Origin of the sequence: Paenibacillus sp. MZ03-122A (assembly GCF_024213325.1) — a bacterium.
Lineage (GTDB): Bacteria > Bacillota > Bacilli > Paenibacillales > Paenibacillaceae > Paenibacillus > Paenibacillus polymyxa_B.
Genome location: NZ_JANAVI010000001.1, coordinates 101,471 through 117,277 on the forward strand (window position 1 = coordinate 101,471; position 15,807 = coordinate 117,277).

Sequence of the window (15,807 nt, forward strand, 5' to 3'; positions counted from 1 at the left end):
CCTCCTTTGTTTTCCATAACAAAATCATACGTAGGATCAATTGATTGCGCTTACAATAAGAAGCGGATGTAAAATCCATGCTGTTATTTTAAATTAGTGGTTTCTTCCCCTATCATAGTGAACAATCTCTCGCTTGTACAGATCAAGTTGAGTAATATCTATTATTTTGTATTTAACAAAGGACGAAAGCCCGGCTATATTCCAGTCCAAGCGATCATCCTTTTTTCAATGAAATGATCTATTTTATTTTTACGCATTCGATCTGTTACGTCATATTTTTACCGTAGTAAATTTCGTCCATTTCGATTTTGAGACGTGTTGATATATTTTGTTGCTCTTTTTCACTCAGGCTTTCCTTGGTGTAGCCGAACAGGTAATTGTCCAGATCGAATTGTTTTAGCTTACATTTGGTATGGAAAATATTTTCCTGATACACATTCACGTCGATCATGTCATACTGACTGCGCACTTCGTCCGGAATATAGTTTTGAATGGAGGCGATATCATGGTCGATGAAAAGCTTATGTCCATTCGTATCACGTGTGAAGCCGCGCACCCGATAATCAATCGTCATAATGTCGGTGTCGAAAGAATGAGTCAAATAGTGGAGTGCCTTGAGCGGGGAGATTTCCCCACAGGTAGAGACATCAATATCGGCTCGAAACGTACTGATCCCCTCGTCTGGATGATATTCCGGGTAGGTGTGAACCGTAATGTGGCTTTTATCCAGCTGTATCACGACAGATTCAGGTAGGGGGCCGGGTGACTCGGCATAAGATTCAGTCGGTACCTCCACAATGGGTCCTTCTGATATAAGTACGGTCACGCTGGCTCCTTGAGGTACATAATCCTGCTGGGCTACGTTGAGCACATGGGCGCCGATAATGTCAGATACATTTTTTAAAATAGCTGTCAGTCGATCTGAGTTGTATTGTTCATCAATATATTCAATATACGCCTCGCGTTCTTCTTTGGTTTTGGTGTAACAAATATCGTACATGTTGAAGCTCAATGATTTGGTCAGGTTGTTAAATCCGTGCAGGGTAATCCGCTGTTCCGGTGTTATGGTCATAGGCTATTTCCCCTTATAGTCGCAGTATTCGTACATAATATTCCCAACACGCCTTTTCATATACCGATTCATAAAATCATTTTGTAACTGTTAGATTAAAGGCTTGAACAAGTATGTCTTACCCGTTTGGCATAATTAAAAACAGGTAGGGGAGTGGCTTTGTTTTTACATGTATGGAAATTTTAATGTATATATATTTTATTTCTTACTCAGCAATTTTTAAGTAACAGGACTTATAATGTGGACTATGCATACGAAGAAGGAACTGAATGGACAGAGGAGTCGTAGTAAGACATAAGAACCGGGTTAGTATTCATTAATTCATTAATTTAATGTGTTTCACCTTCACAATGCCGAAAGCTTAACCGAATATGATTATAGACCCAAAAAAATAGTGATTTTGTATATTGCGAAAATCGAGAAAAGCAACTTCAGCTAATAATATGCGTATAATGAAATAAACGTAAGAAGCTGAGAATTATGAAGTTAAAATGAATTTTGATAGCAAAATTCATTTTATAAACCGATCGCATGTTACTATCAGGATTTTACAAAATTCGATTCCAGTCGCTCCGAATTTGTAAGATATAGACGAACTAAACCATTTCGATCTATATCTTGTTCATTGGAGTTTGCTTATTGGATTTTTGCAAAATCCTCTACTGTAAGAAAAACGGTGGAAGGAGTATCAAGATGCTGGCTTTGTCCGATCCGGCCTGGACTCTGCTCCAAGGCCCCTACGGTTCCTCTCAATACGTCCCAAAAATGTTGAAACAGCTCCAAGCTGGATATGACGGCGAAATGGCTGACACCTTGTATTGGGAGGAACTGTATCACCAAAATACATTGTATACTTGTACATTTGCGGCTGTTCCTTACCTTGTAGACATTGCGTTAAAAAGTTCTGATATAAGGATTCGTGCAGATATCTATAACATTTGCGGAATATTCGAAGCGAAGAATAACAATCCCTTACATACCAAAGTTCCATTGGAATTTACAAGGGATCAGGTGAAAGTGGATTCTAGTGTGGCTGAATATATTTATGCGCAATATCGGTGTGCCATTGTCCGACTTGCAGAATTGACTGAAGAAATGGTGCTCTATGCGAAAGAACACGAAGGAGATGTAGGTAAACGCTATGTTCTGGCTGCGGGTGCCGCTTTTCAGGGATATCGCTGTATAGCTTATATGCTACAAAGCTTCGATACAGGTGACGAATATACGCTGGATTGTCCGCATTGCGGTACCCCGCTCTATATTTGGCCTGATGAACAGAATGACACCCTGGTTGTCTATGATAAGGACCCTGTAAATTCAGACAATCTGGTTCCCCATCCAATCCGCCCCCGTTCATTGGACCATAAAGGTGCTAATATACAGTGGTTACACGAATATGCCCAGAAAATTGAAGAGAACAAGCTTCTTGCTCAATTACCCTATTTAATCGGTTGGCTAGATTGTCCAGTGTGTAGTACGCCCATATATATATGGGATGAGTTGATGAAAATGGCTGATGGTATTCGGAGGTATACCGCTTAATCAATCAAAAAAAGGGTGCTGTTTTCTACAGCCCCCTCATTTCCTCTTCTATTTTTCCACTTAATCTCCGTATGCTTTGCTCAATTCTACTCCCGAAACGGATTCAAAAAAGTTTTAGGAATATCGGATTCAAAACGCAGCAATACTCCGGTGACGGGATGAATAAATGACAATACCCTCGCATGTAGGCCAAGGCGCCCAATCGACTTGGATTTGGAACCGTATTTTTTATCTCCAACAATTGGATGACCGATATCCTCCATATGTACGCGGATTTGATTTTTGCGTCCGGTTTCCAAACGTACTTCCAGCAAAGAAAAATGACGATTGGCTTGAAGCAGCTTGTAATGAGTGACTGCGTGCTGTCCGTCATTCGGATAAGGACTGGAATACATTTTTAGCGTCTTGCTTTCTTTCAGCCATGAGGTGATTGTACCCTCAGCTTTTTTAACCTGTCCTTCTACAAGAGCAATGTATGTTCGTTCATACACAACTTCCTTCCACGCTTTTTGCATTTCCTGCTGTATGGCTTCGCTTTTTGCAAACATCATCACTCCTGATGTATCACGATCCAAACGATGCAGTACAAAAATACGATTGTACGGATGTTCGCGCCTCACATGGGCCGTAAGCTGGCGATAGGCTGTTACTTCCTGCTCCTGCGCTGAAGCCACGGACAGCAACCCGGCATCCTTATGGATAACGATAATGGCTTCATCCTCATGCAAGATACGTAGCCCAGTCAGTGGTACGACGGGAGTTACTTTTTCCTTGGAAAGCGCGACAGTCTGACCTTGCTCCAGTGGAAAATTGTGCACGGTGCGCGGAATGCCGTTGACGGACACCTGCCCACGAGCCAGTGCTGATTTAATGGAGTTACGACCCATGCCAGTCACATGCTCTACTAAAAAGCTTAACAGCTCGGCAGGCTCCTGGACGATGTATGTTTTGGCAGGGGCTTTATCAAAAGCATTCGTTCTCCGTTGAGCTTCCGGTCTATGGGAGCCAGATCTTCCGGCAGGTTTATGACTGCGTTTGGAATGGCTTGCGTTTGACGTAGATTTTGTATGATTTTTCCGTTGGGGTTTCCGATTGTTCATAGGTTCTTTCTCCTTCTTGGAACCGTGTCTCTTCATAATTATGGACAAATTTGCGGCACCGTGTTCACTATATCATGAGAAAACAGCGAACGCCATAAGGGACTAAACCAGATTGGCAGTCTTCTAGCGGTTGAACATTACCCTGAACCCCGGTAAACTAAAGGTAACGAAAGAAAAGCCGATATGCGTCAAGGACGCTAGAAATATGAGGAGTTTTGAAACTATGAGTGTACAAGCACCAACATTGGAACGGGCGCAGGACTTGCTGCAAAAATTTTATGGCTATCCCGATTTCCGGGAGGGACAAAAGAAAATTGTGGCCAGTATGCTGGAGGGCAACGATACGTTGGGCATCATGCCGACAGGGGGCGGAAAATCGATATGCTACCAGATCCCCGCGTTGTTGCATGAGGGGCTGACCATTGTCGTGTCACCGCTCATCTCGCTGATGAAGGACCAGGTGGATGCGCTGACCACCATGGGGATTGCTGCTGCCTACATCAATAGTACGTTGAGTGGTCGAGAAGTGAATGATCGCATACGAGCCGCACGGAATGGTGACTTGAAGTTACTATATGTCGCACCGGAACGACTGGAACTGGACTGGTTTCGCGATGAAATGGCTCAGTTGCCAATTTCCTGCGTTGCGGTAGATGAGGCTCACTGCGTATCCCAGTGGGGCCATGATTTCCGTACCAGCTACCTGGCTGTGGCTCCATTCGTGGACGGGCTGTATGAACGCCCAATCGTGGCGGCGTTTACGGCAACGGCGACACCGCAGGTCATGGATGATATCGTGCGCCTGCTTCGTCTGCGCTCACCGGAGACGTTCGTTACAGGCCTTGGACGGCCCAATTTGGCGTTCAGTGTGCTGCGTGGGGAAGACAAACGCAGCTTTTTACTGAATTATACCCGTGAGCATGAGGGTGAATCGGGCATTATTTATGCGGCGACACGTAAGGACGTGGACGATTTGTACCAACGGCTACGTGACGCAGGCATGGCGGCTGGACGCTATCATGCCGGGATGACAGATCAGGAACGTGCAGATAGCCAGGAAGGGTTTCTGTACGACGATATCCGTGTCATTGTAGCAACCAATGCCTTTGGCATGGGGATAGATAAATCGAACGTACGCTATGTCATTCACTACAACATGCCTAAAAATATGGAGGCTTACGTACAAGAGGCGGGGCGCGCAGGACGTGATGGCGACCCAAGTCAATGTATTTTACTGTTCGGACCGCAAGATATTGTGACGCAGAAGTTTCTGATTGAGCAAAATCCACAGGATGAAGACCGCAAGCGCAACGACTACCGCAAACTCCAACAGATGGTTGATTATTGCTACACGACTCGTTGCCTACGTACGGCACAGCTTGAGTATTTTGGAGAAGCGGAGGAGCATGAAGCTTGCGGCATATGCAGTTCATGTACAGATGAGCGGGAATTGGTTGATATGACCATAGATGCGCAGAAGATTTTTTCGTGTATTCATCGCATGCGGGAACGTTATGGGGTCTCGATGGTCGCTTCGGTGTTGAAGGGATCGCGTAACAAAAAAGTGCTGCAATATGGTTTTGACAGCCTGCCAACCTATGGCGTGATGGGCAACCGAACGGAAAAAGAAATTGCCGAAATTATCAATGTTCTTGTTTCGGAAGGCTATCTAATGTTGTCCGAGGGACAATATCCAGTCGTACGCTTGCAGCAGCTTGCGGCTGAGGTGCTGAAAGGCCAGCGAGAAGTCATGCAGCGTGTGGTGCGACATGCCACGGCTTTTGCAGGTGGAGCAGGTTCACGCGGACGACAGGGACGCGATGCATACCCGGCTGCAGTCAACGAAACCGTGTTCGAGCAATTGCGCCTGATTCGCCGCGATCTGGCCGCTCAGGAGCATGTACCGTCTTATATCATTTTCAATGATGCAACGCTGCGTGAGATGAGCGTAGCGAGCCCGCAATCCGAGGCAGACATGTTGCGGATCAAGGGTGTCGGCGAAGTGAAGTTCCGCAAGTACGGCAAGCCGTTTCTTGATTTTTTTCAAAATCAGGGGAGTATCGGGGGAACGGTAAGCGAGGAAGAGATTTATGCAGACGATGTGTACGAGGATTTTGAATAGCTATACTAAGGTAAGGGGATATAACAGTTCATGCAAACTATAGAAGGTTGTGACCTATGAAAGTCATTTTATCAACGTTAAATGCAAAATATATTCATACCTCGCTGGCCATTCGATGCCTCAAAGCCTACAGTGAAAAGGACTTTGATATCGAGTTGGCGGAGTACACGATTAAGGACCCGGTGATGAACATCGTATCCGATTTGTTTCAACGCGGGGCAGATGTCATCGGCTTTTCTTGTTATATTTGGAACATTGAAGAGACGATCAAAGTCATTGATGTGTTGAAAAAGATTATGCCCGAGGTCAAAATTGTTCTGGGTGGTCCAGAGGTATCCTACGATACGGATCACTGGATGAAGCGCTTGGCGAATGTGGATTTTATCGTGGTTGGTGAAGGAGAGGAAACCTTCCATCAACTGCTGCAGGAGTTGGAAGGGGATGGCAAGTTCCATTTTGTGTATGGACTGGCTTACCGTAAGGGAGAAGAGGTTATTCAGATGCCCGGTCGCCCGAAAGCGGACTTGAACGAGCTACCGTCGCCCTATCGTTTTGCAGAGGATATACCGGAACTTGGGAAACGGGTTGTTTATTTTGAAACGAGCCGAGGCTGTCCGTTCAGTTGCCAGTTTTGTCTGTCGAGCATCGAAGTTGGGGTGCGCTATTACGATATCGAGCGTACAAAGTCGGATATTCTGTATCTGATCGACAATGGAGCCAACCTAATTAAGTTCGTGGATCGGACGTTTAATATTAAACGCGATTATGCGCTGGAAATGTTCAAATTTTTGATTGAAAATCACCGTGGTTGTGTCTTCCAGTTTGAGATTACGGCAGATATTATGCGTCCCGAGGTGTTGGATTATTTGGCGGAAAACGCGCCACCGGGCGTATTTCGTTTTGAAATCGGCGTCCAATCAACGAATGATCCTACCAATGAGTTGGTTAAGCGTCGCCAGAACTTTACCAAACTTTCCCGTACTGTTACCAAGGTCAAACAAAGTGGTAAAATCGACCAGCACTTGGATTTGATCGCCGGATTGCCCTTGGAGGACTACAACACATTCCGTAAAACGTTTAATGACGTTTTTGCGCTCGGCCCGGAAGAGCTTCAACTTGGCTTCCTCAAAATGCTGCGTGGCACCGGACTACGTATCGACGCAGACAAGTATAACTATACGTATATGGATGTTGCGCCGTATGAAATGTTGAGCAATGACGTCCTTTCCTTTGCCGATATCGTCCGGCTCAAGCGCTTGGAAGATGTATTGGAAAAATACTGGAACTCTCATCGTATGGATCATACAGTTAACTATCTGATCGAGCGCGAATTCTCGTCCGCCTTTGATTTCTTTCAGGAATTCGGAGACTACTGGGAAGGACAGGGCTGGCAAAAAATCGGACATCAGCTCGAAGACTTGTTCACGCGTCTCCAGTCCTTTCTAGAATCGCGTGGAACAAAGCGAATGGATATGGTGCTTGGACTGATGAAGCTTGATTATTTCCTTAACCATAAATACAAGCCGCGTAAAATTTGGTGGGAGCATACCTTGGAGAAGAATGATTGGTCCAGCTATATGAAAATGGTTCTCCAGCATCCGGATGCGCTGTTGTCACCTGCGGTTACAGATTTTGTGGCAGATGCGAGCAAGGAGAGTACAGGTGGGACGGATGTAGGCAGTCAACAGCCGCAGCCATACCGCGAGATTATTCCAGCCTTTGCTTCCTTGAAGCTGAGTGAAAAGGAACTGCAAAAGCATGCTGTGCTGGATGTTCTGCCGTTCAGTTTGGATCATATCCTAAGTGGGGGTAGCCCATTGACAGCCGAAGGCCGCACCCTGCTGCTTGTAGTCTATCAGCAAAATGGACAGCAAAAACCGCTCTACTACGCCATGCCGATCGGCAAAAATATCGCCGCCATTTAAATAAAAACGCCAGAGGGCATCGACTTTGATATACCAAGAGTCGGTGTCTTTTTTTGTTTTATAAATAAATAGGCGCTCATTCCAAATTTTACATTCGCATAATCTATTGCTTTACGATGCTTTACAAAACAAATATATGATTACTTTATCATATATGAATATCAAATTTATTGGAGTGTGACCTTGTGAAAAAGCGTTCGATGAAAAAGAGTATCCTTGCTTTAGGTGCCATTACCGTTTTGAGTGCGCCATTGTTATCTGCTAATATCCCTAACGCTTTTGCAGCCTCATCTAATACCAAGTCTACTACCGCACAGGTATCCAAAGGACTGAAAACTTCGTCAGCGAAAGTCGATGCTCCTAAGAATGTCATTCTTTTTATCGGCGATGGTATGGGAGAAGCAAGTCGCAACGCGATTCGCTTGGCGACGGTAGGGAAATCGGGATTACTTGAAATGGACAACATGCCTGTAACCGGCCTGGTTAGTACAAGTTCAGGGGATAACCTGGTTACGGATTCTGCCGCGGCTGCAACTGCCATTGCAACAGGTGTGAAAACGTATAACGGCGCAATCGGAATGGATTTGAATAAAAAACCAGTGGCAACGATTATGGAGCTGGCTAAAAAAGCAGGCATGTCTACAGGTGTCGTGACGACAAGCCAAGTGACAGACGCAACGGGGGCCGCCTTTGGTGCGCATGTCGAAAAACGCTCCGCTCAAAGCGAGATTGCCAAGCAGTATCTGGAGAAAAGCAAGCTGGATGTTATTCTGGGCGGTGGTGAGGATTTCTGGTACCCTGCCGGAACAGTAGGCAAACATCCAGATGCTCCGGCAGAAGATCCTGAGGAAGCTAGTAAGGGAACTCAAGGGAATTTGGTAGAACAAGCGAAGAAGCTGGGTTATAGCTATGTGACGGATCAGGCAGGAATGAAAGCAGCCAAAGGTTCTAAGTTGCTAGGACTGTTCGCCAATGAAGAGATGTTTCAAGCTCACAACAAGCTGGGTAACTCTTACAACCCAACCGTTTCTCTACCGGATATGACGGCTAAAGCGATTGATGTTCTTTCCAAAAACCAAAAAGGTTTTTTCCTGATGGTAGAAGAAGAAGGAACGGATGAGATGGCGCATGACAATGAAGGGGAGTTAACGATTAAGGCTGGGCAACAACTTGATAAGGCCGTTAAAGTAGCTAAAGAGTATGCCAAAGCGCATCCAGATACATTAGTGTTGGTGACGGCAGATCATGAAACGGGCGGTTTGGCGATTGAAGGCGAAGATGCGGAGGATGAATCCGGTGAAGGCATTTCCAAAGAGGATGGTCCTTTTACTGTAAAAGGCTCCGATGAGAAGTTTTATATCGATTGGACCACGGGTGGACATACATCTGTTGATGTGGCGTTAACCGCGATGGGACCTGGGTCTTCTCAGTTTAGCGGGAATTATCCGAATACTGCCATTCATGACAAGCTGGTTAAGCTGCTTCAATTAAAAAAATAGCTCGGTGTGAAAGCGGCCACTTAAAAGGTTTTCCATATTGGCAATATGGTTTTTCCTGTGATAAACTAAAGCTAATAGGTATATACTAAAAAAGAGTAAGGATGCTACCAACATCCTCACTCTTTTACAACAGCCGCTTATAAGGGCGGTGGCTGTAGGGTTGGATTAGTGAAATAGACCGCTAACCTTTTCCAGAGGGCGGTCTATTTCTTTTTGTTGAAGGAAATAATCAAGATCACCAATGTCGCAAATTGAATCATCAACATCAATGTATCTTTAACCTCCACAGGCATCACCTCCTTTGCAGGAGACTAGCCGACCGCCCATCTAAGCCATTCTGTTGTTAGTTTATAGTATATCATATGGATAGTATTGCTAAAAAGGACAAAAATGAAAACGCCTGTTTCTAGGCGTTCAGGCTGTCGAGAAACCCCCTGTTTTTTTGCAGGGGGTTTAAAACTGTCTTAGTGGTCTAAAAACTAGGGTCCTCAGATCGTTTTAAATCGATTTTTGTTTTAAAAGATGCGTCTCCCCATATAAAAATAGAAGTGTCGAAAAGTCCTCTAGACTTTCTCGACACTCTGAACGCCTGTTTCTAGGCGTTTTTTGTTTTTTCAAAAGATATATTTTTAAAGTTGAAAATTATTATGTAGTTCTTACCCAGTATAGGTGTTACGTAACTCATCTAAAATTTGCATAGCATCTTTGAATCCCTGTAAATATATTTGGTTCTCTAGAATAGATTGTAGAGAGATTTGGGCATCTTCATATAAAAACAGGGTATGTTCGAGATGCTCGGGAACGGATTCACGGATTTGTTGAAAATACTGGTTGCTTTCCGTGGAAAATTGGTTGTATTCCGGGATGGTTTTAGAAAGATTGCTATACAATGTTTCTAATCGGTTTCTGATTATGGGTTCAACTAATATTTCTAAAGAATTAGACATGATTTGCAAACCTCCGGAGGGAAAATATTTTAATGTGTAATGACAAAATATCATGTAAATATTGTATCATTGCATAGCGATTTGGTATACCGAAAGGTGACATCATAGTGACGTCAAATCAATAGGAAATTTCAATAAATATCGAATATTTCGTGAACATTCTTGATTTTACTTAAAATGATAAGCAAAAAAGAAAGTGATTGAGTTTACACAATTGTTTCTTTCGTTTTCTTCTATTTCTATAAAATGATCTTGGATGTTGATGATTTATGCGTGGATGAAGAATACCGAAAACGAGGGATCTCCCAACTATTATTGACCGCAGCTCAGCAACATGTACACTGACAGGATTCAAGGGAATTGGGTATCGATAGGAAAGAATAATATTTCAGTACAAGAGAGTATGAAGGAAATCAAAATATCAATGATGGGGGATTTTACCGTTATGAGCTGATCCTATAGCTCTGTCCTGTCATGTGAGGAAATAATAGTCTCTATAGGTTGAACTTAAAAAATGTACATGGAAAACGGAGTAGACGGAATGGTGCTGTACAAGCGAAGCGGTCGCTTTAAAAGCTTTCCGTAGGAAAGCTCACTTCGGAAGCATCACCTCCCCGGATTTCTACTGTTGAAGACTTTATTTCAGAAATCCGGGGGCGGTGGCGATGGGAAGCACCATCCGTCTGCGTATGTTCATAATATAAGCAAATTTAAAAGTTATCTTAGTGCCACTCGTATTCTACCTTTACTCCTCTGTTGTTTTCTTCCCCCATACAAATTTCATTATAAGAAATATAATTGTCAGCATGATGAGAAGCAATACCATCTGCAAGCCATAACGATGGATTAGTTCTCCTACTGCTTGTACATGATCGCCAAAGATACGTCCGAGTAGAAAGAAGATCAGCGTCCAGATCAAACCTGTTGAATAAGAGAAGAGGGCATAGCGTTTGAAACTCATTTTATTGATTCCGACAATATAAGGGATAATGTGACGGACGATCGGCAGCAAATAACTGATGCAAATAGTGAAATTTCCATACTTATGTATCAATTTTTCCGAAAACGTAATGTACCTGTCCATTTTTTTCTTCCGACGCAAACGTTCTAGAATCGGTGTGCCCACGGTTCTCCCCAATACATAACCTAAGGACAAGCCTGATACAACCCCAAGATATACAATTAAAAAAGCGGGTAACGGGTGAAGTATGCCCATGCCTGTTACAGCCCCGCCAGTCATCACGATGACTTCATCCGGGATGGGTAGACCCACAATCCCCAGCCATAGAGAAAAGAATAATGCGGCATAGCCGTATTGTTCGATGATGGAAATTAAATATTCCACGTCCATACCCGTACTCCTTTCTTAGGTTTTCTTTCGACATACATACACGAATGCGGGTGGAACATTCATTGGCACAAACTTGATTTCTTCAATATCAAACCATTCACCTAACTGTTGTTTCATCTGTTTAGAGTATTGAAAGGCCACAAACATTCCTCCATCCCTGAGCGATAGATGAATTTGTTCTACAATTTGATTCCGCATCGCTTGTGGAAAATTGAAAAATGGCAGCCCGCTGATTATGCAGTCAAGCTGTTCTATTTGGGCATTTTTCATAGCAAGCTGAAGCTCACGCGAGTCGGAATAGCACAGATAATTCGGGAATCTTCTTTTTAAACTCTGCTGCATGGTTTGGTCTTTCTCAAAGAGTAAAACCTTGGGGTGAAATTCAGCAGCAGACGGGATGTATTGGGTAATTGCCCCTGTTCCAGCACCAAGCTCGGCAACAGCATGAACTTCACTCCATGGAATGGATTCTATCATATTTTTAGCTAAAAATCTGGAACTTGGTGTTACACTACCCACGTATGCAGGCGAGTACAAAAATTTGACTAGGAACATAAGTCTCTCGTGAACCAAATGGCTAATACGGATCATACATCATTTCCCTACTTTCAATTTTTAAAATACGTTCATTTATTCTTTGCTAAGAGTAACAAATTATCCCTTTACTTACTCCTGTCTCAAGTAGGGTTGATCCCCCCGTCTTGCGGAGGGAATCTTCCTTGACTATGGTCTAGGAAATAATAAAAGGGTTACGGTATTAATGAGTTTGTATTTATTCAGTTATCATTCAGCATACCCTCAGGTTGCATTCAGATTTGTTACCGATGAAAGGTAGGTGGGCAGCTAAAAACATTATGTACACTGAGAGGGGATCTACTTTGTCACTATCCATTAACAGGCATCTCATCACGACTTCCTATGATCAATCGAATACGGTGAAGTCAAATGAGAATGGACTAAATACCGCGGGTCATACCACACACAAGAAATCTAACGATTCACTCGAATTGAGCAAGGAATTCATGGAATACACGGGAGGAATGCAGGCTCCGCTTCCTACGGAAAACTACAGTAATGATTACAAGTACGATGACCAGGATACCATTGCACTAACTACAGACCAACAGAAAACGCTGTTGTCTGATCTGCAAAGTTACCTGATGTCTTCCAGTGCTTCCACTGATACAGATGAACTCACCAACAGCACGAAGAATCCGTTGGCTTCGGTTAGCGACTTATTAGCCGGTGTGGATCTTGCGACGGCAACAGATGAGGAAGTATCGGATCTATTCGATAAGATAGCAGAAACGATCCAAAATAATCGTCCTGCACCGCCGTCTGAAGGTGACCAGTCCCATCCTGAAATGGATAGCAGTGGTCTGCCTCCTATGATGCAGGCAATGGGTGGAATTATGCCTCCATTCGCATGGAATATCCAAGAAACTTCCAATCAAGAGAATAACAGCACTACATCTGAAAAAGAGCCTACAGTAGATGAAAAAAGATCCTTACTGAGTGATTTGCAGAGCGTTCTGAGTTCCAGTCTTATATCCGGGTCAACAGCTTCGGACAAAGATCAGGAAACAGATCTGCTTTCTGCATTAAAAGACGCGTGGGGAAATAAAGATGAATCGAATGCCACAGATGAAGAAATATCGGCTTTATTCGATAAAATCGCTAAGATTTTTGAACAATCTGTATCATCGTCGTCATAGTCATTAGAGTGCAATGCCATAGCTTAGAACCGGTTAGCCCACACGTGTAAAACTCATACTTTTATAAAGGGGAAATCTCGTATGAACATTTCATCCACATCCAGCAGTTCAATATCTATTGCAAGCACATCATCATCCAGTACCAACGATACAGCTAGTCTGGAAAAGCAAAAAGCTCAACTTGAAGCGGAGTACAACAAGGTACAGCAAAGTAAGGATAATAAAGATACAAAAGAAACAAAAATGAAGCAGCTTCAGCAGCAAATTAAACAAATTGAAGCTCAAATTGCACAGCAAAGTTCGCAATCCAGCAGTACGTCAACTCCAAAAATGGAAAAGCCCGCTTCAAGTAACACAGAAAAAACTCGTATCAACAGCGCTAACAGCAGCGATATTACGGGAGTTGGGAAATCACTGGATATTTCAATTTAATCATCCCCTCTCTTCTCCTGTATGACAGACGATGTATAAACGATAGCAGGTCTCCGTTTCATAGGGGCCTGCTTTTTTCGTTTACTAAATATTTTGCATGAGTCCAGGGAGCGACTTTAATCAGCGATATTTAGATTAGAATAATTCTGTCCATCTAAATTGAATCATGTGACTAAACATAGAAAAGTATATACAATATATAACAGTAGGAAGATGAAAGTATTTTAACCCTATTATTTTCTATATTTAAATCAGTAAGTGCTAGTAATCATTTCAAATTGGAGGATTTATGCCATGACGCTGGAACCTCAGATGAATCGAAGTAGTAGAGATGAAGCACGTTTAGTCAGAAACAAGTTGATTGAGTTTAATGCGAAACACGTCCCAGCAGATATTCAAACCCGATACGAAGAGATTAATCTTACGCTCAAAGATGAAGACGGTCAGGTCATGGGCGGTCTCCTAAGTGTACTATGTTGGAACTGGGTGGAGGTTGATATTTTGTGGGTAGATCAGCGTTACAGAGGAAAGGGCTACGGTTCACAACTTCTTGGTGAAATTGAACAGATTGCTAGAGATAAAGAGTGTAATTTTATACAACTTAATACGTTTACTTTTCAAGCGCCTAAATTCTATGAAAAGCATGGGTATGAAGTCGTTGGTGTCATTGACGATGCTCCGAGAGGCTTTAAACACTATTATTATAAGAAAAGTATCTACTGAGGACTCTATATATGCGTGTACAGATCAAGGAAATAAATAAAGATCAGCATATCATCATTCGTAGTATGGGCGAGAAAAAAGTATACGGCTACTGGACATATTTTTGGCATGAACTGACTTCCGGATATGCGTATGTTGTCCCGTATGAACAAAGCTTGAATAAGATGATTCCCGGTTGTGTAATTTCGGTCGAGACTTCTCAATCCAGTATAGAGGGGTTCAGAAGGCTGAAGTCTACTGAAGAGACAGGGATTTTTCGATCTCAACCAAAGCTAGGCGACTATTGGATTCAAGGAACGATACATCAAGTGATACAGGGCGAAGCAGGCGAGATAGAATGTCTGGAGATTGTAGTAGGAGACACTACGTTTATTTTGGATTTTAAAGAAATAAATGGTGATGTTAACGTTAAGGCGGGTGAAGGTGTCGCCTTTGAAATCATAGGCCTACAGTTGTTTGACGAGGGACTGTGATCGTTCTATGGCGATTGATTGGAAAAGAGGTGACACATGTCTAATGATTATAGTAAATCGAAAACGTTGGGAGCTTTTCTGAAATCACGTAGAAATCGACTTCAACCAGAGCAGGCAGGCCTTAGACTTTCACAGGGTCAGCGAAGAACACCGGGGCTTCGCCGAGAAGAAGTTGCTATGCTGGCAGGTGTCAGTGCGACGTATTACACATGGCTGGAACAAGGTAGAGAAGTAACAGCATCTAAGGAAATTATCGAAAGTATAGGAGAAGCTCTACAATTAACTCATGATGAGAGAGCACATCTAATTCAATTGTGGAATCCCAATGAGACGGTTGCTATTTCGCCCATCCATACAACGCTGAATCCACAGTGGCAACATATTATTGATCAGTTGTCCTATCCTTCCTTCATCAGCAATGAGAAAGCGGAAGTGCTTGCTTGGAATAGCGCGGCGAATGAGGTCATTACCGATTTTTCTTCCCTGTCTATTTCTGAACGTGTCATGATTCGTTTATTGTTCGTGGATTCCGAATTACGTCGTCGAATGGTTAACTGGGAAGAATTTGCGTCCTATTCGGTAGCTGTTTTTAGAACCTATTATGACAAGTATTTAGGAGATCCTTGGTTTGAGGAGACGGTAGAACGGCTACGTGTGGAAAGTATGGAGTTTGACACCATGTGGAAGCTGCATCATATCCAGCTCAAAAAAGTGAATCGGGTTTCCTTTCAAATCCCTGGCGCTGTGGAGGCAGTTTCCTATGATATTAATTCTTTAGCAAGCATTACGGACCAACCGGGTCTGCACTTTTGTATCTACACGCCAGTAAGCCAATCCTCTGCCTGGTAATCTTGTTACTAGTATAAACGTACTGTGGTTGCCTCCATATGGGTCCATTAGAATGAG

At 43.3% G+C, this 15,807-nt stretch carries 15 protein-coding genes; 9 read left to right on the forward strand and 6 right to left on the reverse strand.

From position 1 onward, the window contains the following. Window positions 1-265 precede the first annotated feature (265 nt). Entirely contained in the window at window positions 266-1,072 is an 807-nt protein-coding gene (speD, locus tag NLX74_RS00495) for an adenosylmethionine decarboxylase (protein ID WP_013309324.1), read from the reverse strand. Between the two features lie 693 nt (window positions 1,073-1,765). Between speD and NLX74_RS00500 the strand changes: the two genes are divergently transcribed. Then, the gene (locus NLX74_RS00500; protein WP_254327658.1) at window positions 1,766-2,614 is read left to right on the forward strand and encodes a hypothetical protein; all 849 of its coding nucleotides are present in this window, start codon (window positions 1,766-1,768) and stop codon (window positions 2,612-2,614) included. Between the two features lie 86 nt (window positions 2,615-2,700). On the opposite strand, the gene NLX74_RS00505 is transcribed toward NLX74_RS00500, so the two are convergent. After that, entirely contained in the window at window positions 2,701-3,714 is a 1,014-nt protein-coding gene (locus NLX74_RS00505; RefSeq protein WP_061829078.1) for an RluA family pseudouridine synthase, read from the reverse strand. A gap of 223 nt (window positions 3,715-3,937) precedes the next feature. On the opposite strand from NLX74_RS00505, the gene recQ reads away from it, so the two are divergent. The 3 genes from recQ (at window position 3,938) to NLX74_RS00520 (ending at window position 9,260) form a co-directional block, all read left to right on the forward strand. Then, complete coding sequence (gene recQ / locus NLX74_RS00510; protein WP_235307834.1) at window positions 3,938-5,836, forward strand: DNA helicase RecQ; 1,899 nt, start codon at window positions 3,938-3,940, stop codon at window positions 5,834-5,836. 56 nt (window positions 5,837-5,892) lie between these two features. Further along, window positions 5,893-7,761: a B12-binding domain-containing radical SAM protein gene (locus tag NLX74_RS00515; protein WP_254327659.1), complete on the forward strand. Its 1,869-nt coding sequence runs from the start codon at window positions 5,893-5,895 to the stop codon at window positions 7,759-7,761. A gap of 185 nt (window positions 7,762-7,946) precedes the next feature. Then, the gene (locus tag NLX74_RS00520; RefSeq protein WP_254327660.1) at window positions 7,947-9,260 is read left to right on the forward strand and encodes an alkaline phosphatase; all 1,314 of its coding nucleotides are present in this window, start codon (window positions 7,947-7,949) and stop codon (window positions 9,258-9,260) included. Window positions 9,261-9,463: 203 nt separating this feature from the next. On the opposite strand, the gene NLX74_RS25760 is transcribed toward NLX74_RS00520, so the two are convergent. The 4 genes from NLX74_RS25760 to NLX74_RS00535 all read right to left on the reverse strand — a co-directional run bounded on the left by NLX74_RS25760 (window position 9,464) and on the right by NLX74_RS00535 (window position 12,149). Then, entirely contained in the window at window positions 9,464-9,553 is a 90-nt protein-coding gene (locus tag NLX74_RS25760) for a putative holin-like toxin (protein WP_007429455.1), read from the reverse strand. A gap of 363 nt (window positions 9,554-9,916) precedes the next feature. Continuing rightward, the gene (locus NLX74_RS00525; RefSeq protein WP_235307835.1) at window positions 9,917-10,207 is read right to left on the reverse strand and encodes a hypothetical protein; all 291 of its coding nucleotides are present in this window, start codon (window positions 10,205-10,207) and stop codon (window positions 9,917-9,919) included. 745 nt (window positions 10,208-10,952) lie between these two features. Next, a complete protein-coding gene (locus tag NLX74_RS00530) occupies window positions 10,953-11,558 on the reverse strand; it encodes a DedA family protein (RefSeq protein WP_254327661.1) in 606 nt (201 codons plus the stop codon). 15 nt (window positions 11,559-11,573) lie between these two features. After that, a complete protein-coding gene (locus NLX74_RS00535) occupies window positions 11,574-12,149 on the reverse strand; it encodes a class I SAM-dependent methyltransferase (protein ID WP_250262004.1) in 576 nt (191 codons plus the stop codon). 287 nt (window positions 12,150-12,436) lie between these two features. Between NLX74_RS00535 and NLX74_RS00540 the strand changes: the two genes are divergently transcribed. From NLX74_RS00540 to NLX74_RS00560, 5 genes are all read left to right on the forward strand, one after another. Further along, entirely contained in the window at window positions 12,437-13,273 is an 837-nt protein-coding gene (locus NLX74_RS00540; RefSeq protein ID WP_254327662.1) for a hypothetical protein, read from the forward strand. Between the two features lie 81 nt (window positions 13,274-13,354). Beyond that, window positions 13,355-13,705, forward strand: a complete 351-nt coding sequence (locus NLX74_RS00545) for a FlxA-like family protein (RefSeq protein WP_254327663.1) — start codon at window positions 13,355-13,357, stop codon at window positions 13,703-13,705. Between the two features lie 294 nt (window positions 13,706-13,999). After that, window positions 14,000-14,428, forward strand: coding sequence for a GNAT family N-acetyltransferase (locus tag NLX74_RS00550; protein ID WP_254327664.1), 429 nt, complete (start codon window positions 14,000-14,002; stop codon window positions 14,426-14,428). Window positions 14,429-14,439: 11 nt separating this feature from the next. Continuing rightward, window positions 14,440-14,901 (forward strand): hypothetical protein, encoded by a 462-nt coding sequence (locus tag NLX74_RS00555; RefSeq protein ID WP_254327665.1) that lies wholly within the window; start codon window positions 14,440-14,442, stop codon window positions 14,899-14,901. Window positions 14,902-14,937: 36 nt separating this feature from the next. Continuing rightward, complete coding sequence (locus tag NLX74_RS00560) at window positions 14,938-15,750, forward strand: helix-turn-helix transcriptional regulator (protein WP_069291441.1); 813 nt, start codon at window positions 14,938-14,940, stop codon at window positions 15,748-15,750. The last annotated feature ends 57 nt before the right edge of the window (window positions 15,751-15,807 follow it).